Origin of the sequence: Bradyrhizobium yuanmingense (assembly GCF_025200905.1) — a bacterium.
Lineage (GTDB): Bacteria > Pseudomonadota > Alphaproteobacteria > Rhizobiales > Xanthobacteraceae > Bradyrhizobium > Bradyrhizobium yuanmingense.
This window is the reverse complement of the sequence record NZ_CP104173.1, coordinates 1955179-1971097: the sequence shown is the minus strand read 5'-3', so window position 1 is coordinate 1971097 and position 15919 is coordinate 1955179. Positions and strand designations below refer to the sequence as shown.

The window sequence follows — 15919 nt, the reverse complement described above, 5'->3', positions numbered from 1 at the left end:
TTCGCATCGCGCAGCCGCGATTCCTCCCGCAGCGCAAACCTCCCGCCGAACGAAAGACGAGGACTTCCGAATGACGCTGTTGCAGGTCGAGCTGGACGACAAATACCGGCTCGAATCGAAGCGGATCTTCCTCTCCGGCACGCAGGCCCTGGTCCGCCTGCCCATGTTGCAGCGCGAACGCGACCGGCTTCAGGGCCTCAACACCGGCGGCTTCATCTCGGGCTATCGCGGTTCCCCGCTCGGCATGTACGACCACGCGTTGTGGCGGGCGAAGTCGCACCTTCAGCAGCACGACATCGCTTTCGTCCCTGGTTTGAACGAGGACCTCGCCGCAACTGCGGTCTGGGGCAGCCAGCAGGTCGGCCTGTTTCCCGGCGCCAAGGTCGATGGCGTGTTCGGCATCTGGTACGGCAAGGGCCCGGGCGTCGACCGCTCGGTCGATGCGCTCAAGCATGCCAATGCCGCCGGCACCTCGCTCAATGGCGGCGTGCTGGCGCTCGCCGGGGACGACCACGGCTGCCAATCCTCGACGCTGGCGCATCAGAGCGAGCAGGTGTTCGCGGCGGCGCTGATTCCCGTGATCAATCCTGCCACGCTCCAGGACTATCTCGACCTCGGCCTCTACGGTTTTGCACTGTCGCGCTTCTCGGGCTGCTGGGTCGGCTTCAAGGCGATCAGCGAGACGGTGGAGAGCTCCGCGTCGATCTATAGCGACCCTGAACGCATCCAGATCGTGGTGCCCGACGATTTCGAGATGCCGCCCGGCGGCCTCAACATCCGCTGGCCCGATCCGCCGCTCGAGGCTGAGAACCGCCTGTTCGGCCCCAAGATGGCCGCGGTGCAGGCCTTCGCCCGCGCCAACCAGCTCGACCGCATGGTGCTAGATTCCAAGCCTGCGCGGCTCGGCATCGTCGCGACTGGAAAAGCCTATCTCGACCTGCGCCAGGCGCTCGTTGATCTCGGCATCACGGACAAGGACGCGCAGGACCTGGGCCTTCGCATCTACAAGGTTGCCTTGACCTGGCCGCTGGAGGAAAGCGGCGCGAAACGTTTCGCTGAAGGTCTTCAGGACGTGCTGGTGGTCGAGGAGAAGCGCGGCTTCATCGAAGACCAGCTGATGCGGATCCTCTACAACGTCGATGCCTCAAAGCGCCCGACCGTCACCGGCAAGCGCGATGAGCGCGGCGCACCGCTGTTGCCGAGCGAGGGCGAGCTGACGCCGACCATCGTCGCTGGCGCGCTGGTGGCGCGCTTGCGCAAGCTCGGCCATCACAGTCCCGTGCTGGAGCAGCGCCTCGCCAGGCTCGAGGCCTTCGACAACCCGGTGACGACCAGCACGCCGATCAAGCTCGCGCGCACGCCGTTCTTCTGCTCGGGCTGCCCGCACAACACCTCGACGCGGGTGCCCGAGGGCAGCCGCGCCATGGCCGGCATCGGCTGCCACGGCATGGCGCTGAGCATGCCGACCCGCCGCACGGATCTGATCTCGCATATGGGCGCCGAGGGCGTGAACTGGATCGGCCAGTCGCCCTTCACGAACGAGAATCACATCTTCCAGAATCTCGGCGACGGCACCTACACGCATTCCGGCCTGCTCGCCCTTCGTGCGGCTTCGGCCGCCGGCATCAACATCACCTACAAGATCCTCTACAACGACGCCGTGGCGATGACCGGCGGCCAGCCCGCCGAAGGCGCCTTCAACGTCGCGCAGATCGCCCATCAAGTCTGGGCCGAAGGCGTCAAGCGGCTTGCGATCGTCTCCGACGATCCCACAAAGTATCCGCAAGGGGGATACTTCCCGCAAGGCGCGACCATCCACCACCGCCGCGAGCTCGATGCCGTGCAGCGCGAGCTGCGCGATATCAAGGGCCTAACGGTCATCATCTACGACCAGACCTGCGCCGCCGAGAAGCGCCGCCGCCGTAAGCGCGGGCTCTATCCCGATCCCGCCAAGCGCGCCTTCATCAACGAGCTCGTTTGCGAAGGTTGCGGCGATTGCTCGCAGGCCTCGAACTGCGTCTCGGTGCAGCCGCTGGAGACCGAATTCGGCCGCAAGCGCCAGATCGACCAGTCGAACTGCAACAAGGACTTTTCCTGCGTCGAGGGCTTTTGCCCGAGCTTCGTCACCGTCCATGGCGGCTCGCTGAAGCGGATGAAGACCTCGGCTGTGGATTCCGGCCAGCTGTTCGCGGATCTGCCGCTGCCGCCGGCGCGTGAGCTGGACGGGCCCTACAACATCCTCGTCACCGGCATCGGCGGCACCGGCGTCATCACCATCGGTGCCCTGCTCGGCATGGCTGCCCATGTCGACGGCCGCGGCTGCTCGGCGCTCGACTTCACCGGCCTGTCGCAGAAGAACGGCGCGGTGATGAGCCATGTCCGCATCGCCCCAAAGCCGGAGGACATCTCCGCCGTCCGCATCACCACCGGCGGCGCCGATGTCATCCTCGGCTGCGACATGATCGTCTCCGCGGGCCCGACGGCGCTGAGCCGCGCCGAGCGCGGCGTGACCAAGGCCTACATCAACGCTGATCTGCAGCCGACCGCGAGCTTCGTGCAAAACCCCGATCTCGATTTCGAGATGGGCGCGATGCAGACCGTGCTCCGCGACGCGATCGGCGACAACAACCTCGACATCATCGACGCAACAGGCATTGCCGCGGCACTGATGGGCGATTCCATCGCCACCAATCCCTTCATGCTCGGCTTTGCGTTCCAGAAGGGCGCGATCCCGCTGTCGCTGGAGGCCCTGCTCCGCGCCATCGAGATCAACGGCGCTGCGATCGAGATGAACAAGCTCGCCTTCACCTGGGGCCGGCTCGCTGCCCACGACATGTCGCGCGTGCGCAGCGTGCTCCAGTTCAAGGCAAGAGCGTCCGCGCCTGCGAAATCGCTCGACGATATCATCGCGACGCGCGCCGAATTCCTGACCTTCTATCAGGACAAGGCCTATGCCGACCGCTACCTCGCAGCCGTCGCCAAGGTGCGCAAGGCGGAGAGCACGGCTTCGGCGGGGTCAACCGAGCTCACCGAAGCGATCGCAAAGAACCTGTTCAAGCTGATGTCCTACAAGGACGAATATGAAGTCGCCCGGCTCTACACCGACGGCAGCTTCGCCAAGAAAGTCTCGGAGAAGTTCGACGGCGACTTCACGCTGAAGTATCACCTCGCACCGCCGATCTTCGCCAAGCGCGACAAGGCAACCGGACATCTGCAGAAGCAGGAGTTCGGCAGCTGGATGACCCACGCCTTCCGCGTGCTCGCCAGGCTGAAATTCCTGCGCGGCACCGCGTTCGATCCGTTCGGCCGCACCGAGGAGCGCCGGACCGAGCGGAAATTGATCGCGGATTATCTGGCGATGATCGACCAGCGGATCACAGGGCTGAAGCCGGATCAAATCCCGCTGCTGGCAAGGCTTGCGCGCGTGCCGGAGACCATCCGCGGCTTCGGCTACGTCAAGGAGGCCAACATCAGGCTGGCGGCGGCCGAGACGGCGCGGCTGGAAGCGGAGCTGGAGAACAGCCGCTTTGCCGCCGCGGCGGAGTAGAGGCTAGGCGCCAGCCCCTCTCCGCGTCAGCCACACACTCGCTGTCATCGCCCGGTTCAGCGCGCCGGCTTGCGCTCGATCGGGTCGATATCGATCGCCCGGAGGCGACCGAGGCGCAGCACGTCCATGGGTAGCCGGCGGCCGATCCGGTCGCGGTCGAGCACGCGGATCAGATCGTCGACGCCGTTGATCTCGACGCCGTCGAGCCTGATCACGACGTCGCCGGGCAACAGGCCTGCCTTCGCCGCTGGTCCATCCGGCTCGATCTGCATCAGAAGCGCGCCCATCTTGTTCTCGACGCCGGCCAGCACCGCGTGCCGCCGCGGGACCGGCGCGGTCTGCCCGGCGACACCGATATAGGCGCGGCGGACATAGCCGTGGCGGATGATCTCCGACAGCACGAATTGCGCGGTGTTGCTGGCGACCGCAAAACAGATTCCTTGCGCGCCATTGATGATCGCGGTGTTGATGCCGATCACCTCGGCATGCGACGACACCAGCGGCCCGCCGGAATTGCCGGGATTGAGGGCGGCATCGGTCTGGATCACGTCCTCGATGGTGCGCCCGCTCACCGAGCGGATCGAGCGGCCGAGCGCCGAGACCACGCCGGCCGTCACGGTCGATTCGAAGCCGAGCGGATTGCCGATCGCGATCACGAGCTGGCCGCGCCGCAGGCTCTTGGAATTGCCGAGCGCGGCATAGGGCAAGTGCCGCACGCCATTGGCACGCAGCAGCGCCAGATCCGTATCGGGATCAACGCCGAGCACCTGGGCGTCGCCGACATGGCCTTCGACGTCGCGCAGCCGGATCTCCTTCGACGTGCCGACCACATGACTGTTGGTGAGCACGAGCCCATCCGGCGAGATCACGATGCCGGAGCCGAGCCCGCCGCGCTCGCGACCGTTCGACACCTTGGGGCCGGTCTCGACGCGCACGACCGCGGGCCCGACCCGGTCGGTCACGTCGATCACGGCATTGGAATAGGCGTCCAGCAGCGCCCGGTCATCGGCCGGGCCAGGCGCCGTCGTTCGCGGTGACGGTGCGTCATCGGCGATATCTGATGTGAAGTCCAACATGGCAAGAGTCCTCGAAGGCTCACACAGATGGTGGCCTGTTCCCGTCGCCGCAAGGGCCCGCCTGGAGCGCAGCGCCGGGCTGCCCAGATGGCTAGGGCGGGCGCCTCAGCGAGCCACCTCTCGCCTTGACCGGATCGAGCAGCGACCAGTCCCCCTCTGGGAGCACATGGCCCTTGGGGAATGGCGCGCGCAACTCGAGCCCCAGCGAGCCCAGCACGCGGTCGTCGCGGTAATAGCATTGCAGCACGACACGGACGAGCGTTGCCGCGGCGGCACCGCCGCTCTTCCGAAACTCGTGCACCACCGCATCGCGTCTGGCGACATCGAGCTCGGCAAGCGGGCCCCCGGCGAGCCGCGCCAAATGATCCAGCGCCGCCGCCACCAATTTGGTATCGCGACCGAGCGTCGCCAGCATGTCGGCCTGGATCGCGGGATCATCGGCGCCCGGCACCTTGTACTCGTCACTGGCCGGGATGATCATCGCGGCGACAGCGCGGAGGTCGTCGCGCTGCCTGCGTGTCAGTTGGTTGTCTGCGGACATCACACCCTCAATCGAACAGATTGGCGAGGCGCTGCTTCATCTGGTCGGCGATGTAGAGCGCGAGGGCCTGGATGGTGGAGGTCGGGTTCACGCCGCCCGAGGTGACGAAGATGCTGCCGTCGACGATGAAGAGGTTCTTCACGTCGTGCGCGCGGCCCCATTCGTTGACGACGGAACGCTCGGGGTCGGTGCCCATGCGCGCGGTGCCGAGCAGGTGCCAGCCGCCCCAGGGGATCGGCGAGTTGACGCAGATGTCGCTCGCGCCGGCAGTCTCGAGGAACTCGCGGCCGCGCGCCAGCGCGTGCTCCATCATCTTCCGGCTGTTCTCGCTGATGGTGTAGTCGACCTTCGGCGCGGGAATGCCGTGACTGTCCTTCAGCACCGGATCGAGCGTGACACGATTGTGCTCCTCCGGCAGATCCTCACAAATCGCGGAGAAACCTAAGCGATGGCCGTTGAGCTTGCGGAACACGCGGTGGTGATCCTCGCCCCACGGCAAGATGCCCTTCTGCTCGCTGACTACGGCCTCGAACACCGGCCCGGCCCCGCGCACGAACTGCACGCCATAGCCGCGCACGAAGCCGCGCGACAGGTCGGTGTCGTACCATTGCTTGCTCCACAGACAGGTCGGCGGCGCGCGGTTAGAGTCGGTCGGCTCCTTCACATAGCCGTAGATCTGCGCATAGGGATGGAACATCAGGTTCTTGCCGACGAGGCCCGACGAATTGGCGAGCCCGTTGGGGAAGCGGCCCGATGCCGAGTTGAGCAGCAGCCGCGGCGTGCCGACGCCGTTGCAGGCGATGACGACGACATGCGCGGGCTGAAACTGCTCGATGCCGTCTTTGTCGTAATAGACCACGCCCGAGGCCATGCCGTTCTCATCGGTGGTGATCTCGCGCACCCGGCAATGCGTGCGCAGCTCGACGCCGGCACGGATCGCATGCGGCCAATAGGTGATGTCGGTGGAGGATTTTGCGCCTTGCGCGCAGGCCGGCGTGCAATGGCCGAGATTAATGCAGCGCGCCCGGCCCTCGTAGTCCATCGTCGCGACCGTGGTGTCCGACGGCCACCAGTGCCAGCCGAGCTTGTTCATGGCCTTGGCGATGATGGCGCCGGACAGGCCCATCGGCTGCTGCGGCATCGGCGGATGCGTCAGCGGCGACAGCGGATCGCCTGACAGGCCCGACGTGCCCATCATGCGGTCGTTCTCTTCGAAGAACGGAGTCAATGCCTCGTAGTCGATCGGCCAGTCGTCGGCGACGCCGTCGAGCGTCTTCACCTTGAAATCGGAGGGATGCAGCCGCGGCCAGTGCGCGGTGTACATCACCGTCGAGCCGCCGACCGCGTTGTAGTTCACGACCTTGATCGGAGAGTTGTCGTCGTTGATCGGGTAGTCCTCGGGCCGGCCGCGCACGTTCGGGCTCGAAGACCATTCGCCGTAGAACTTGGCCTCCCAGTCGCGGCCCGTGCTGGGATATTCCGCCGGGTTCATCCAGCCGCCCTGCTCCAGGCAGAGGATGTGCATCTTGGTCTCGGCCAGCGACCACGCCACCGCCGCGCCCGAAGCGCCGGCGCCGATGATCAGGACATCCACCGGGTCTTTCATCGCAACCTTGTCCTCCCCCTCGCCGCTTACCGGGCGATTCGGCCTTGCGCGGTCAGCGAGGCCGGCGAAACGATACGGGCAGAGCGCCGGCGGAGTAAAGCGGCGGGGCCGGAATGTCGCACTTCGCGAGGCGCAGACCATTGGTCTCGCCACATCCGGATGCTAGGAACGGGGCGCACGAGCCATCGATAGCGAGACCGTATGTCCTTCCAGAAAATCTTTGCAGCCGCCCGCGCTTTTGCGCTCGTTTCGTTTCTCGCCTTGTCCGGATTTCTGGCCTTGTCCGGACCAGTTTCCGCGCTGACCGGCGCCGCGACGGCCCGTGACGGCAACTCGGTCCAGCTCGGCGACGTCACCTACCGGCTCGACGGCGTCGACGCGCCGGAGCTCGACCAGGTCTGCATCGACAATAAAGCCGATGCCTGGACCTGCGGCATCGAGGCCCGCGACCAGCTCGCGAAGCTCATCAACAAACGAACGGTGCGCTGCGACGATGTCGGGCCCGAGAAGAGCTTTGGCAAGCGGCACCGCGCCATCTGCACGGCCGAAGGCGACAAGGCCAGCCTGAACGAGCAGCTGATCAAGCTCGGCTTTGCCCTCGCACGCGAGCCGATGAAGGCCAACGTCAAGCCGGCAGCCACCGAGGCGAAGACGACGGCGGCGGGGATCTGGAAGGGCTGTTTTGTTGCACCGCAAGATTTCCGCAGCGGCAAGAAGGACGGCGCGCTGCTGGGCACCGCCTGCCGCCCGGACCGCGACAAGGAAATCCGCGCCGTGCTGTTTCCGGAGGAGCTGACCATGCCCCCCAACTGCAGCATCAAGGGCAAGCTCGCGGTGCGCGCCCGCGTCACCGGCAATATCGGCATCTACCATCTGCGCGGATGTCCGAGCTATCCCGCGACCACGACACCGGATCGCTGGTTCTGCTCGGAGGACGACGCCCAGGCGGCCGGCTTCCGCAAGGCCTACAATTGCCGCCGGCCAAGGTGAGCAAGCTCCCTCACGCACCCGTCAGTGGTAATCCGAGACCGTATTGATCCGGAATTGAACTTGGTCGGCGGTTGCTGCATTTGTATGCCAACGCAAGCGCCCTTGCGCGAGCGTTTCCTTGGCAGCAATCCGGCTCCGGCCGATTGTCTTTGCTTGGGCGTTTCCTCCCTAGACTTGGGCCGCTTGTCACAAGCAAGCGGCTCTTTCTTTTTGCGCGGCTGTCACTGCATCCGCATGATCTGGTCCATCGGCGGCATGTTGGCGTTGAGATTCGCCATGATCCAGACCGTGCCGCCGACCACCAGGAACACCACCAGCAGCCCGAAGGCGAGCGCCAGCACGTTGTTGGTGTTATCGGGGCCGGTGGTGATGTGCAGGAAGAACACCAGATGCACGCCCATCTGTGCGATCGCGAGCACGATCAGCGCGACGGGAATCGAGGGCTGCCAGACCAGATCCGTGCCGGCGATGAAGAACGACGTCGCCGTGAGCAGCAGCGCGAGCACGAGCCCGACGACGTAACCGAGGATCCTCGCGCCGACGCTATGCTCTTCTTCCTCGCCCGGCGCGAGGTCGCGTTTGACCATCCCATGCGTCTGCTCACTCATGGCGCGCTCCCGAGCAGGTAAACGACGGAGAACACTGCGACCCAGACGATGTCGAGCGCGTGCCAGAACAGCGCAAAGCACGTCATCCGGCGCAAGATGTCTGCGCGAAAGCCCTTGGCGAACACCTGGGCCATCATGGTGAGAAGCCACAGCACGCCGGCGGAGACGTGAAGGCCATGGCAGCCGACCAGCGAGAAGAACGCGGTCAGGAACGCACTGCGTGACGGGCCATAGCCGCGCGCGATGAGGTCGGCAAATTCGCGAAACTCGAGAACGAGGAATATCAGCCCGAGCACGCAGGTCACGGTCATGCTAAGATAAAACCAGAACCGGTTGCGCACGTCGGCGGCGATGCTGGCCATGCCGCAGGTGAAGCTCGACAACAGCAGGCAGACCGTCTCGATCGCCACGTTCCTCTGCTCGAAGATCTCCGCGCCCTTGGGGCCGCCGGCGGTCTGGCCTGACAGCACCGCATAGGCCGCGAAGAAGCAGGAGAACATCACGATGTCGGAGAGCAGGAAGATCCAGAAGCCGTAGGCGGTCACGATCCGCTTCGGCGCGGGGCCGGGATGCTCGATGACGAGGCCGATATGATGGGGATCGGCGTGCGCGTGGCCTGCGGTCGCGGTCATCGCCATCAGACTGCTCCCGCCATGCTGACGAGGTTGCGCCGTTCCTCGATGTTGCTGCGGTCGATGCGGGCGACCTCCTCGGCCGGGATGACGTATTCGTCATGGTCGCGCCAGGCGAACACGACGAAGGTCGCCCAAGCGCCCAAGCCGCCCAGGATCACCATCCACCAGATGTGCCAGATCAGCGCGAATCCCATGATGGTGGCGAAGAAGGCACAGACGAATCCGGTCGGGGAATTCCGGGGCATCTCGATATCCTGATAATCCGGCGTCTCATGCGCGAGCGATTGCTGCTTCGCGCGCGCCTTCATGTCCCAATAGGCGTCCTCGCCGCGCACATCGGGATTGAAGGCGAAGTTGAACACCGGCGGCGGCGACGAGGTTGCCCATTCCAGCGAGCGCCCGTCCCAGGGATCGCCGGTGCGATCGCGCAACGCCTCGCGATTGCGGATGCTGACGACGAGCTGCACGATCTGGCAGATCACCCCGATCGTCAGCACCGCCACACCGACCGCCGCAACGATCATCCAGGGCCGCCAGGCCGCGACGTCGTAGTGCTGCATCCGCCGCGTCATGCCCAGCATGCCGGCAATGTAGAGCGGCATGAAGGTGATGAAGAATCCGACGAAGGTGAACCAGAATGCAGCCTTGCCCCAGCGTTCGTCGAGACGGAACCCGAACGCCTTCGGGAACCAGTACTCGAAGCCGGCAAAAACGCCGAACAGCACGCCGCCGATGATCACGTTGTGGAAGTGCGCCACCAGGAACATGCTGTTGTGGAGGATGAAGTCGGCCGGCGGCACCGCGAGCAGCACGCCGGTCAGTCCGCCGATGAGGAACGTCACCATGAAGCCGACCGACCACAACATCGGTGTCGCAAAACGGATGCGGCCGCCATACATTGTGAACAGCCAATTGTAGATCTTCACGCCGGTCGGTATCGCAATGATCATGCTGGCGATGCCGAAGATGGCATTGACGTTGGGACCTGCGCCCATCGTGAAGAAGTGGTGCAGCCAGACCATGAAGGAGACGACACAGATCGCCATGGTCGCGAGCACCATGGAGCGGTAGCCGAACAGCGCCTTGCCGGAGAAGGTCGAGACCACCTCGGAGAAGATGCCGAAGGCGGGCAGCACCAGGATGTAGACCTCGGGATGGCCCCAGGCCCAGATCAGGTTCATGAACATCATGACGTTGCCGCCGGCCTCGTTGGTGAAGAAGTGGAAGCCGAGATAGCGGTCGAGCAGCAGCATCGCCAGCGTCGCGGTAAGGATCGGGAACGCCGCGACGATGAGGAGGTTCGAGGCCAGCGTGGTCCAGCAGAACATCGGCATGCGCAGGTAGTTCATCCCCTTGGTGCGCAGCTTCAGCACGGTGGTGACGAGATTGATGCCGGCCACCAGCGTGCCGACGCCGGAAATCTGCAGCGACCAGGCGTAATAGTCGACGCCGACGCCGGGCGAATAGGACAGTTGCGACAGCGGCGGAAAGGCGAGCCAGCCGGTGCGCGCGAATTCGCCGACCACGAGCGAGATATTGACCAAGAGCGCACCCGTCGCCGTCAGCCAGAAGCCGACCGAATTGAGCGTCGGGAAGGCGACGTCGCGCACGCCGAGCTGGAGCGGTACGATGAGGTTCATAAGCCCGATCACGAACGGCATCGCCACGAAGAAGATCATGATGGTGCCGTGCGCGGAGAAGATCTGGTTGTAGTGCTCCGGCGGCAGATAGCCCTGCGACTGATACGCCACAGCCTGCTGGATCCGCATCATGATGGCGTCGCTGCCGCCGCGCAGCAGCATGACCGAGGCGAGCAGGATGTACATGACACCGATGCGCTTGTGGTCGACGCTGGTGATCCATTCGCGCCAGAGATAGGGCAGATGTCCCTTCACCACGACCCAGCCCAGCACGCCGAGGATCGCGACAAGCACCACCGCGCCGGCGACGAGCGGAATCGGCTGGTCGAGCGGGATGGCCGACCAATCGAGCTTACCGAGCATCATGGCCTCCACTGTGCGACCGGCCTGCTTCGGACGCGAGGGCCGGCCCGGGCCCCGGCGGAATGTGCTGGGTCGCGATCAAATCGAACAGGCGCGGATCGTCGAGGCGGTAGACCGGCCTGCCCTTCTCAATGCCCTGCTGCATCAGCTTCTTGTAGCTGTCCTCGTTCAGCACCGCGTCCGTCTTCGCCGTATGCGCCACCCAGTCCGGGAAGGCGAGCGGCGAGATCACGTTGACGTCGAACATCATGTCCGGGAAACCGTCGCCGGAGAAATGCGCGGACAGGCCCTGAAGCTTGCCTTCGTTGTCGGCGCGCAGGTTCAGCTTCGTCACCATGCCGTTCATGGTGTAGATCATGCTGCCGAGCTGCGGGATGAAGAACGTGTTCATCACGCTCGATGACGTCAGCTGGAAATTCAGCTCGGCGCCGGCCGGCACCGTCAGCGTGTTGACGGTGGCGATGCGCTGGTCCGGATAGATGAACAGCCATTTCCAGTCGAGCGAGACCGCCTGGATCCGCACTGGGCTGCCGGTGCCCGGCACGGGCGCGGCGGGATCGAGCTGGTGCGAGCCGATCCAGGCGACGCCGCCGAGCAGGATCACGGTGAGCGCCGGAATAGACCACACCACCATCTCGACGCGGCCGGAATAGACGAACTCCGGCTGGTAGCGCGCCCTCGGATTCGAGGCGCGAAACCAGAACGCGAAAGCCAGAATCGCGAAAATGGTCGGCACCACGATCACGAGCATGATGAAGACCGAATCGACCAAAATAGTTCTATTGGCCGCAGCCACGGGCCCTTGCGGATCGAGCAGATTCATCGGCAAGCCACTGGTGGTTGGGAAGCCCCGGGACTGAGCCTAGCGCGGGAAAGGCTCCGCGACAAACGCTGCGAGGCCGGAACGGTTCCTGGACCGCAACGGCCAGCCATGCGCGATGGACCGGCCGCCACATGCAATTCCGTGCGATGTCAATGACATGAACGCGGAAAGCGCGCTCTTCTCTCCCAGGAGCGCGATTGCTAGTCTGCACGAAAATAATGACAAGGACGGGAGTGAACCGAGATGCGCTTGAAGGACAAGGTCGCGATCGTCGTCGGAGCCGGGCAAAGCCCCGGCGAAGGCATGGGCAACGGCCGCGCCACCGCGCTCACCTTCGCGCGCGAGGGCGCCAAGGTCTTGTGTGTCGACCACCATCTGGAATCGGCGCAGGAGACGGTCACGATGATCACCGCGAAAGGCGGCACGGCGGCGGCCTTCAAGGCGGACGTGACCAAGGCTGCGGATATCAAGGCGATGGTTGCGGACGCGCAATCGCGCTGGGAGCGTATCGACGTGCTGCACAACAATGTCGGCGTCAGCCTCGCCGGTGGCGATGCCGAGCTGCTGCAAATAACCGAGGAGGCGTTCGATCGCGTCGTCGCGATCAATCTGAAGAGCTGCATTCTCGCGGCGAAGGAAGTGATCCCGATCATGCGCGCGCAGAGAAGCGGCGCCATTATCAACATCTCGTCGATGGCCGCGATCACCACCTATCCTTACGTCGCCTACAAGGCGACGAAGTCGGCGATGATCGCCTTCACCGAACAGCTCGCCTACCAGAACGCCGAATACGGCATCCGCGCCAACGTCATCCTGCCCGGCCTGATGAACACGCCGATGGCCGTCGACACCCGCGCCCGCGAATGGCACAAGACCCGCGCCGAGGTCGAAGCCGAACGCGACAGCAAGGTGCCGCTGCGCAGAAAGATGGGTACGGGCTGGGACGTCGCCAACGCCGCGCTGTTCCTGGCGAGCGACGAGGCGAATTTCATCACGGGCGTGACGCTGCCGGTGGATGGCGGTGCGAGCGTGAGGCGAGGATGAGGTGCTCTTCTTCCTTCTCCCCTTGTGGGAGTAGGTGGCGCAAAGCGCCGGATGAGGGGTTCTCTCTACACCTGAGACTGCTCGTGACGATAGATACCCCTCACCCGGCTTCGCGTTCGCGAAGCCACCCTCTCCCACAAGGGGAGAGGGTGCAGCGTCACCGCGGCGCGCTTGTCACCCGCCAGATCGTGCCGTTGCCATCTTCCGAGATCAGCAGCGATCCATCCTTCGCCACCGCCACTCCCACCGGCCTGCCCCACACTTCCGTATCGTTCACGACGAACCCCGTCACGAAATCCTCGTACTCGCCGGTCGGCTTGCCGTCCTTCATGCGGATGCGGATCACCTTGTAGCCGGTGCGTTTCGACCTATTCCAGGAGCTGTGCTGGGCGGCGAAGGCGTCGCCCTGGTATTCGGGCGGAAACTGCGCGCCCTGGTAGAAGGTCATGCCGAGTGAGGCCGAGTGCGGCTGGATCAGCACATCGGGCACCGTCACCTTGTCCTTGAGATCCGGCCGCGCGCCGGCATGGCGCGGGTCTTCATTGCCACCGATATAGAACCACGGCCAGCCGTAGAACGCGCCTTCCTTCACGCTCGTGACGTAATCGGGCACGAGGTCGTCGCCGAGACCGTCGCGCTCATTGGTCGAGCACCAGGGCAGACCGGTCTGCGGCTGGATCGCGAGGCCGACGCAGTTGCGGATACCGGTGGCATGGATCTTTCGCTCCTTGCCGTCAGGGTTGAAGGCCAGCACCGCGCCGCGCTCGAGCTCGCTGGCCCATGTGGCGCCGAGCGGCTGCGTCTTCGCCCACGCCTCCATCCCGCCGGGCGGCGTGCCCATGCCTTCGGCGACGTTGCTGAGCGAACCCACCGACACCAGCATACGCTTGTTGTCGGGCGTGAAGACGATATCGCGGGTGGAATGGCCCCCATCCGGCAGGCTTGCGACAACCGTCTCCGCTTTGCCGCGCGCCTTCACATCGCCGGCCTTGTAGGGAAAGCGAACGACGCTGTCGGTGTTGGCGACATAGACCCATTGCGGATTGTCGCCGTTCGGAAAGAAAGCGATGCCGAACGGCTGCCGCAGGCCGCTGGCGAAGATCTCGTTGGTCGCGACCTGGCCGCCCTCGCCCGCGCGCAGCACCCGAACGGTGCCGGCGCGTGTTTCCGCGACGAACACATCGCCATTCGGCGCCGCGCGGATGATGCGCGGCGCACGCACGCCTTCGGCGAACAGCTCGATCTTGAAGCCGGCCGGCACCTGGAGCTGGGCTTCCGGCGGACGCGGCACCACGCGCGACGAGCTCGCAACCGATCGCGTGGCGCCGGGCCTGACCAGATCCTGCGGCCGGATCAGCCTGACCGTGCCGGGCTTGTCGGCGCGCCAATCGCCATAGGCGTCCTTGCCCTGCAACACGGGCTCGGCGTGTGCGCCGGCCGCCGCAGCAGCAGCCAGCAGCGCTGCGAGCATCGCCACGAACGTTATCCTGTCGCTCAATTCGTCGTCCTCCGCCTTGGGCGTGTCGTGCGTCAACGCCGATCACCCGCAAAAGGTCTCTCGGCGAGTTTGGCGCCTGCCGAATCCCACGTCAGTTCATGCCCGCACGATGTGCATCAGCCGCAGTCCATCATACTGGAAAATGCGGTTGAACGGTGCGACACATTGTGAGGGCGGCGATCGCCGGTTACGGTCATGGAGGCTGCGGCATCCAGGTCGCGCCGGATGAGGAGATCATGTGGGGATCCGTCATATCGGAATGGGCGAGCCTGCTGCTGCGCTGGCTGCACGTGGTGGCCGCAATCGCCTGGATCGGCAGTTCCTTCTATTTCATCGCCCTCGACCTCAGCCTGAAGCCGAAGGCCGACCTGCCGGGCGGCGTGCAGGGCGAGGCCTGGCAGGTCCATGGCGGCGGCTTCTACCGGATCATGAAATACCTGGTCGCGCCCAGCCAGATGCCGGACGAGCTGACCTGGTTCAAATGGGAGGCCTACACCACCTGGCTGTCCGGCTTCGCGCTGATGGTGGTGGTGTATTATCTCGAGGCCGACTTGTTCCTGGTCGACAAGTCGATCCTCGACCTCACATCATTCCAGGCCGGACTGTTCAGCTTCTGCAGCCTGGTGCTGGCGTGGCTGCTCTATGAGGCCGCCTGCCGCACCGGGCTCGCCCAGCGCGAACTGCCTTTCGCCATCGGCGGCTATCTGTTCCTGGTCGCACTCACTTACGCCTTCACCCATGTGCTGAGCGGACGCGGCGCCTTCAACCAGATCGGCGCGATCATCGGCACCATCATGGTGGCCAACGTCTTCACGCTGATCATCCCGAACCAGAAGAAGATCGTGGCCAGCCTGATCGCCGGACAGGCGCCTGACCCCAAGCTCGGCAAGGCCAGCAAGGAACGCTCGGTCCACAACAATTACCTGACGCTTCCCGTCGTCGTGCTGATGATCAGCAACCACTATCCCCTGCTCTACGCCACGCGCTTCAACTGGATCATCGTCGCGATCGTCCTGGCGCTCGGGCCGGTGATCCGCCACTTCTTCAACGAGCGTCATGCCGGGCGCAAATCGCCCTGGTGGGTGTGGGGCGTGGCCGCGGCCGGCGTGATTGCGATCCTCCTCCTCTCCGCCGCCGGACCGCGCGAGGTGAAGACGGGCGCATTGTCGGCGCCGGTCACGGCCGCCAATGTCGAGGAGATCGTGATGTCCCGCTGCAGCATGTGCCACGCGGCCGAGCCGGTCTGGGCCGGCATCGTCACCGCACCGAAGGGCATTGTGCTCGACACGCCCGAGCACATCCATCGCAACATTCGCCTGATCGGGCGGGTTGCAGCCTGGTCCAATTCCATGCCGCCCGGCAACATCACCGAGATGACCGGCGAGGAGCGCGCCGTCCTCGCGGCTTACCTCGAGCAGGCGCGCTGAAGCGCGTCGGAGGATGCATCGCGCGGAATGAAATTCCGCATCTCTCGCCGAATTGAAAATGACTTGACGGCCCATCCGGCGTAGACATGGCCGACAGCCGCCGGCGCGGCGCAAAATCAGC

At 65.0% G+C, this 15919-nt stretch carries 12 protein-coding genes; 4 read left to right on the top strand and 8 right to left on the bottom strand.

What is annotated here, in order from left to right; genetic code table 11:
• Positions 1–70: 70 nt before the first annotated feature.
• The gene (locus tag N2605_RS09275) at positions 71–3547 is read left to right on the top strand and encodes an indolepyruvate ferredoxin oxidoreductase family protein (RefSeq protein ID WP_260346396.1); all 3477 of its coding nucleotides are present in this window, start codon (positions 71–73) and stop codon (positions 3545–3547) included.
• Between the two features lie 56 nt (positions 3548–3603).
• Here the strand turns inward: N2605_RS09275 and N2605_RS09270 are convergent, their stop codons facing one another.
• From N2605_RS09270 to N2605_RS09260, 3 genes are all read right to left on the bottom strand, one after another.
• Positions 3604–4623, bottom strand: a complete 1020-nt coding sequence (locus N2605_RS09270; protein WP_036037885.1) for a S1C family serine protease — start codon at positions 4621–4623, stop codon at positions 3604–3606.
• Positions 4624–4714: 91 nt separating this feature from the next.
• Positions 4715–5164 (bottom strand): gluconate 2-dehydrogenase subunit 3 family protein, encoded by a 450-nt coding sequence (locus tag N2605_RS09265; RefSeq protein ID WP_036037887.1) that lies wholly within the window; start codon positions 5162–5164, stop codon positions 4715–4717.
• Between the two features lie 7 nt (positions 5165–5171).
• Positions 5172–6770 (bottom strand): GMC family oxidoreductase, encoded by a 1599-nt coding sequence (locus tag N2605_RS09260; RefSeq protein WP_036037888.1) that lies wholly within the window; start codon positions 6768–6770, stop codon positions 5172–5174.
• A gap of 201 nt (positions 6771–6971) precedes the next feature.
• Between N2605_RS09260 and N2605_RS09255 the strand changes: the two genes are divergently transcribed.
• Positions 6972–7760, top strand: coding sequence for a thermonuclease family protein (locus tag N2605_RS09255; RefSeq protein WP_109144585.1), 789 nt, complete (start codon positions 6972–6974; stop codon positions 7758–7760).
• A gap of 221 nt (positions 7761–7981) precedes the next feature.
• Here N2605_RS09255 and cyoD read toward each other — a convergent pair whose 3' ends face one another.
• From cyoD to N2605_RS09235, 4 genes are read right to left on the bottom strand one after another with little or no spacing between them, the layout of a single operon-like run.
• Positions 7982–8368, bottom strand: coding sequence for a cytochrome o ubiquinol oxidase subunit IV (gene cyoD / locus N2605_RS09250; protein WP_036026014.1), 387 nt, complete (start codon positions 8366–8368; stop codon positions 7982–7984).
• Positions 8365–9006: a cytochrome (ubi)quinol oxidase subunit III gene (locus N2605_RS09245; RefSeq protein WP_036026017.1), complete on the bottom strand. Its 642-nt coding sequence runs from the start codon at positions 9004–9006 to the stop codon at positions 8365–8367. The genes cyoD and N2605_RS09245 overlap by 4 nt, the downstream gene beginning before the upstream one ends.
• Positions 9006–11006: a cytochrome o ubiquinol oxidase subunit I gene (cyoB, locus tag N2605_RS09240; protein WP_225127606.1), complete on the bottom strand. Its 2001-nt coding sequence runs from the start codon at positions 11004–11006 to the stop codon at positions 9006–9008. Before cyoB ends, N2605_RS09245 begins: the two co-directional genes overlap by 1 nt.
• A complete protein-coding gene (locus N2605_RS09235) occupies positions 10996–11829 on the bottom strand; it encodes a cytochrome ubiquinol oxidase subunit II family protein (RefSeq protein WP_225127494.1) in 834 nt (277 codons plus the stop codon). Before N2605_RS09235 ends, cyoB begins: the two co-directional genes overlap by 11 nt.
• Positions 11830–12072: 243 nt before the next feature.
• Between N2605_RS09235 and N2605_RS09230 the strand changes: the two genes are divergently transcribed.
• The gene (locus N2605_RS09230) at positions 12073–12873 is read left to right on the top strand and encodes an SDR family NAD(P)-dependent oxidoreductase (protein WP_036037896.1); all 801 of its coding nucleotides are present in this window, start codon (positions 12073–12075) and stop codon (positions 12871–12873) included.
• Between the two features lie 157 nt (positions 12874–13030).
• Here the strand turns inward: N2605_RS09230 and N2605_RS09225 are convergent, their stop codons facing one another.
• Entirely contained in the window at positions 13031–14344 is a 1314-nt protein-coding gene (locus N2605_RS09225) for a PQQ-dependent sugar dehydrogenase (RefSeq protein ID WP_425248853.1), read from the bottom strand.
• Between the two features lie 263 nt (positions 14345–14607).
• On the opposite strand from N2605_RS09225, the gene N2605_RS09220 reads away from it, so the two are divergent.
• A complete protein-coding gene (locus N2605_RS09220; protein WP_260347430.1) occupies positions 14608–15798 on the top strand; it encodes a urate hydroxylase PuuD in 1191 nt (396 codons plus the stop codon).
• Positions 15799–15919: the final 121 nt, after the last annotated feature.

Coding starts and splice junctions, on each gene's coding strand:
- N2605_RS09230 (WP_036037896.1), top strand. CDS start 12,073: ATGCGCTTGAAGGACAAGGTCGCGATCGTCGTCGGAGCCGGGCAAAGC.
- N2605_RS09275 (WP_260346396.1), top strand. CDS start 71: ATGACGCTGTTGCAGGTCGAGCTGGACGACAAATACCGGCTCGAATCG.
- cyoD (WP_036026014.1), bottom strand. CDS start 8,368: ATGAGTGAGCAGACGCATGGGATGGTCAAACGCGACCTCGCGCCGGGC.
- cyoB (WP_225127606.1), bottom strand. CDS start 11,006: ATGCTCGGTAAGCTCGATTGGTCGGCCATCCCGCTCGACCAGCCGATT.
- N2605_RS09260 (WP_036037888.1), bottom strand. CDS start 6,770: ATGAAAGACCCGGTGGATGTCCTGATCATCGGCGCCGGCGCTTCGGGC.
- N2605_RS09220 (WP_260347430.1), top strand. CDS start 14,608: ATGTGGGGATCCGTCATATCGGAATGGGCGAGCCTGCTGCTGCGCTGG.
- N2605_RS09270 (WP_036037885.1), bottom strand. CDS start 4,623: ATGTTGGACTTCACATCAGATATCGCCGATGACGCACCGTCACCGCGA.
- N2605_RS09265 (WP_036037887.1), bottom strand. CDS start 5,164: ATGTCCGCAGACAACCAACTGACACGCAGGCAGCGCGACGACCTCCGC.
- N2605_RS09225 (WP_425248853.1), bottom strand. CDS start 14,344: ATGCTCGCAGCGCTGCTGGCTGCTGCTGCGGCGGCCGGCGCACACGCC.
- N2605_RS09255 (WP_109144585.1), top strand. CDS start 6,972: ATGTCCTTCCAGAAAATCTTTGCAGCCGCCCGCGCTTTTGCGCTCGTT.
- N2605_RS09235 (WP_225127494.1), bottom strand. CDS start 11,829: ATGAATCTGCTCGATCCGCAAGGGCCCGTGGCTGCGGCCAATAGAACT.
- N2605_RS09245 (WP_036026017.1), bottom strand. CDS start 9,006: ATGGCGATGACCGCGACCGCAGGCCACGCGCACGCCGATCCCCATCAT.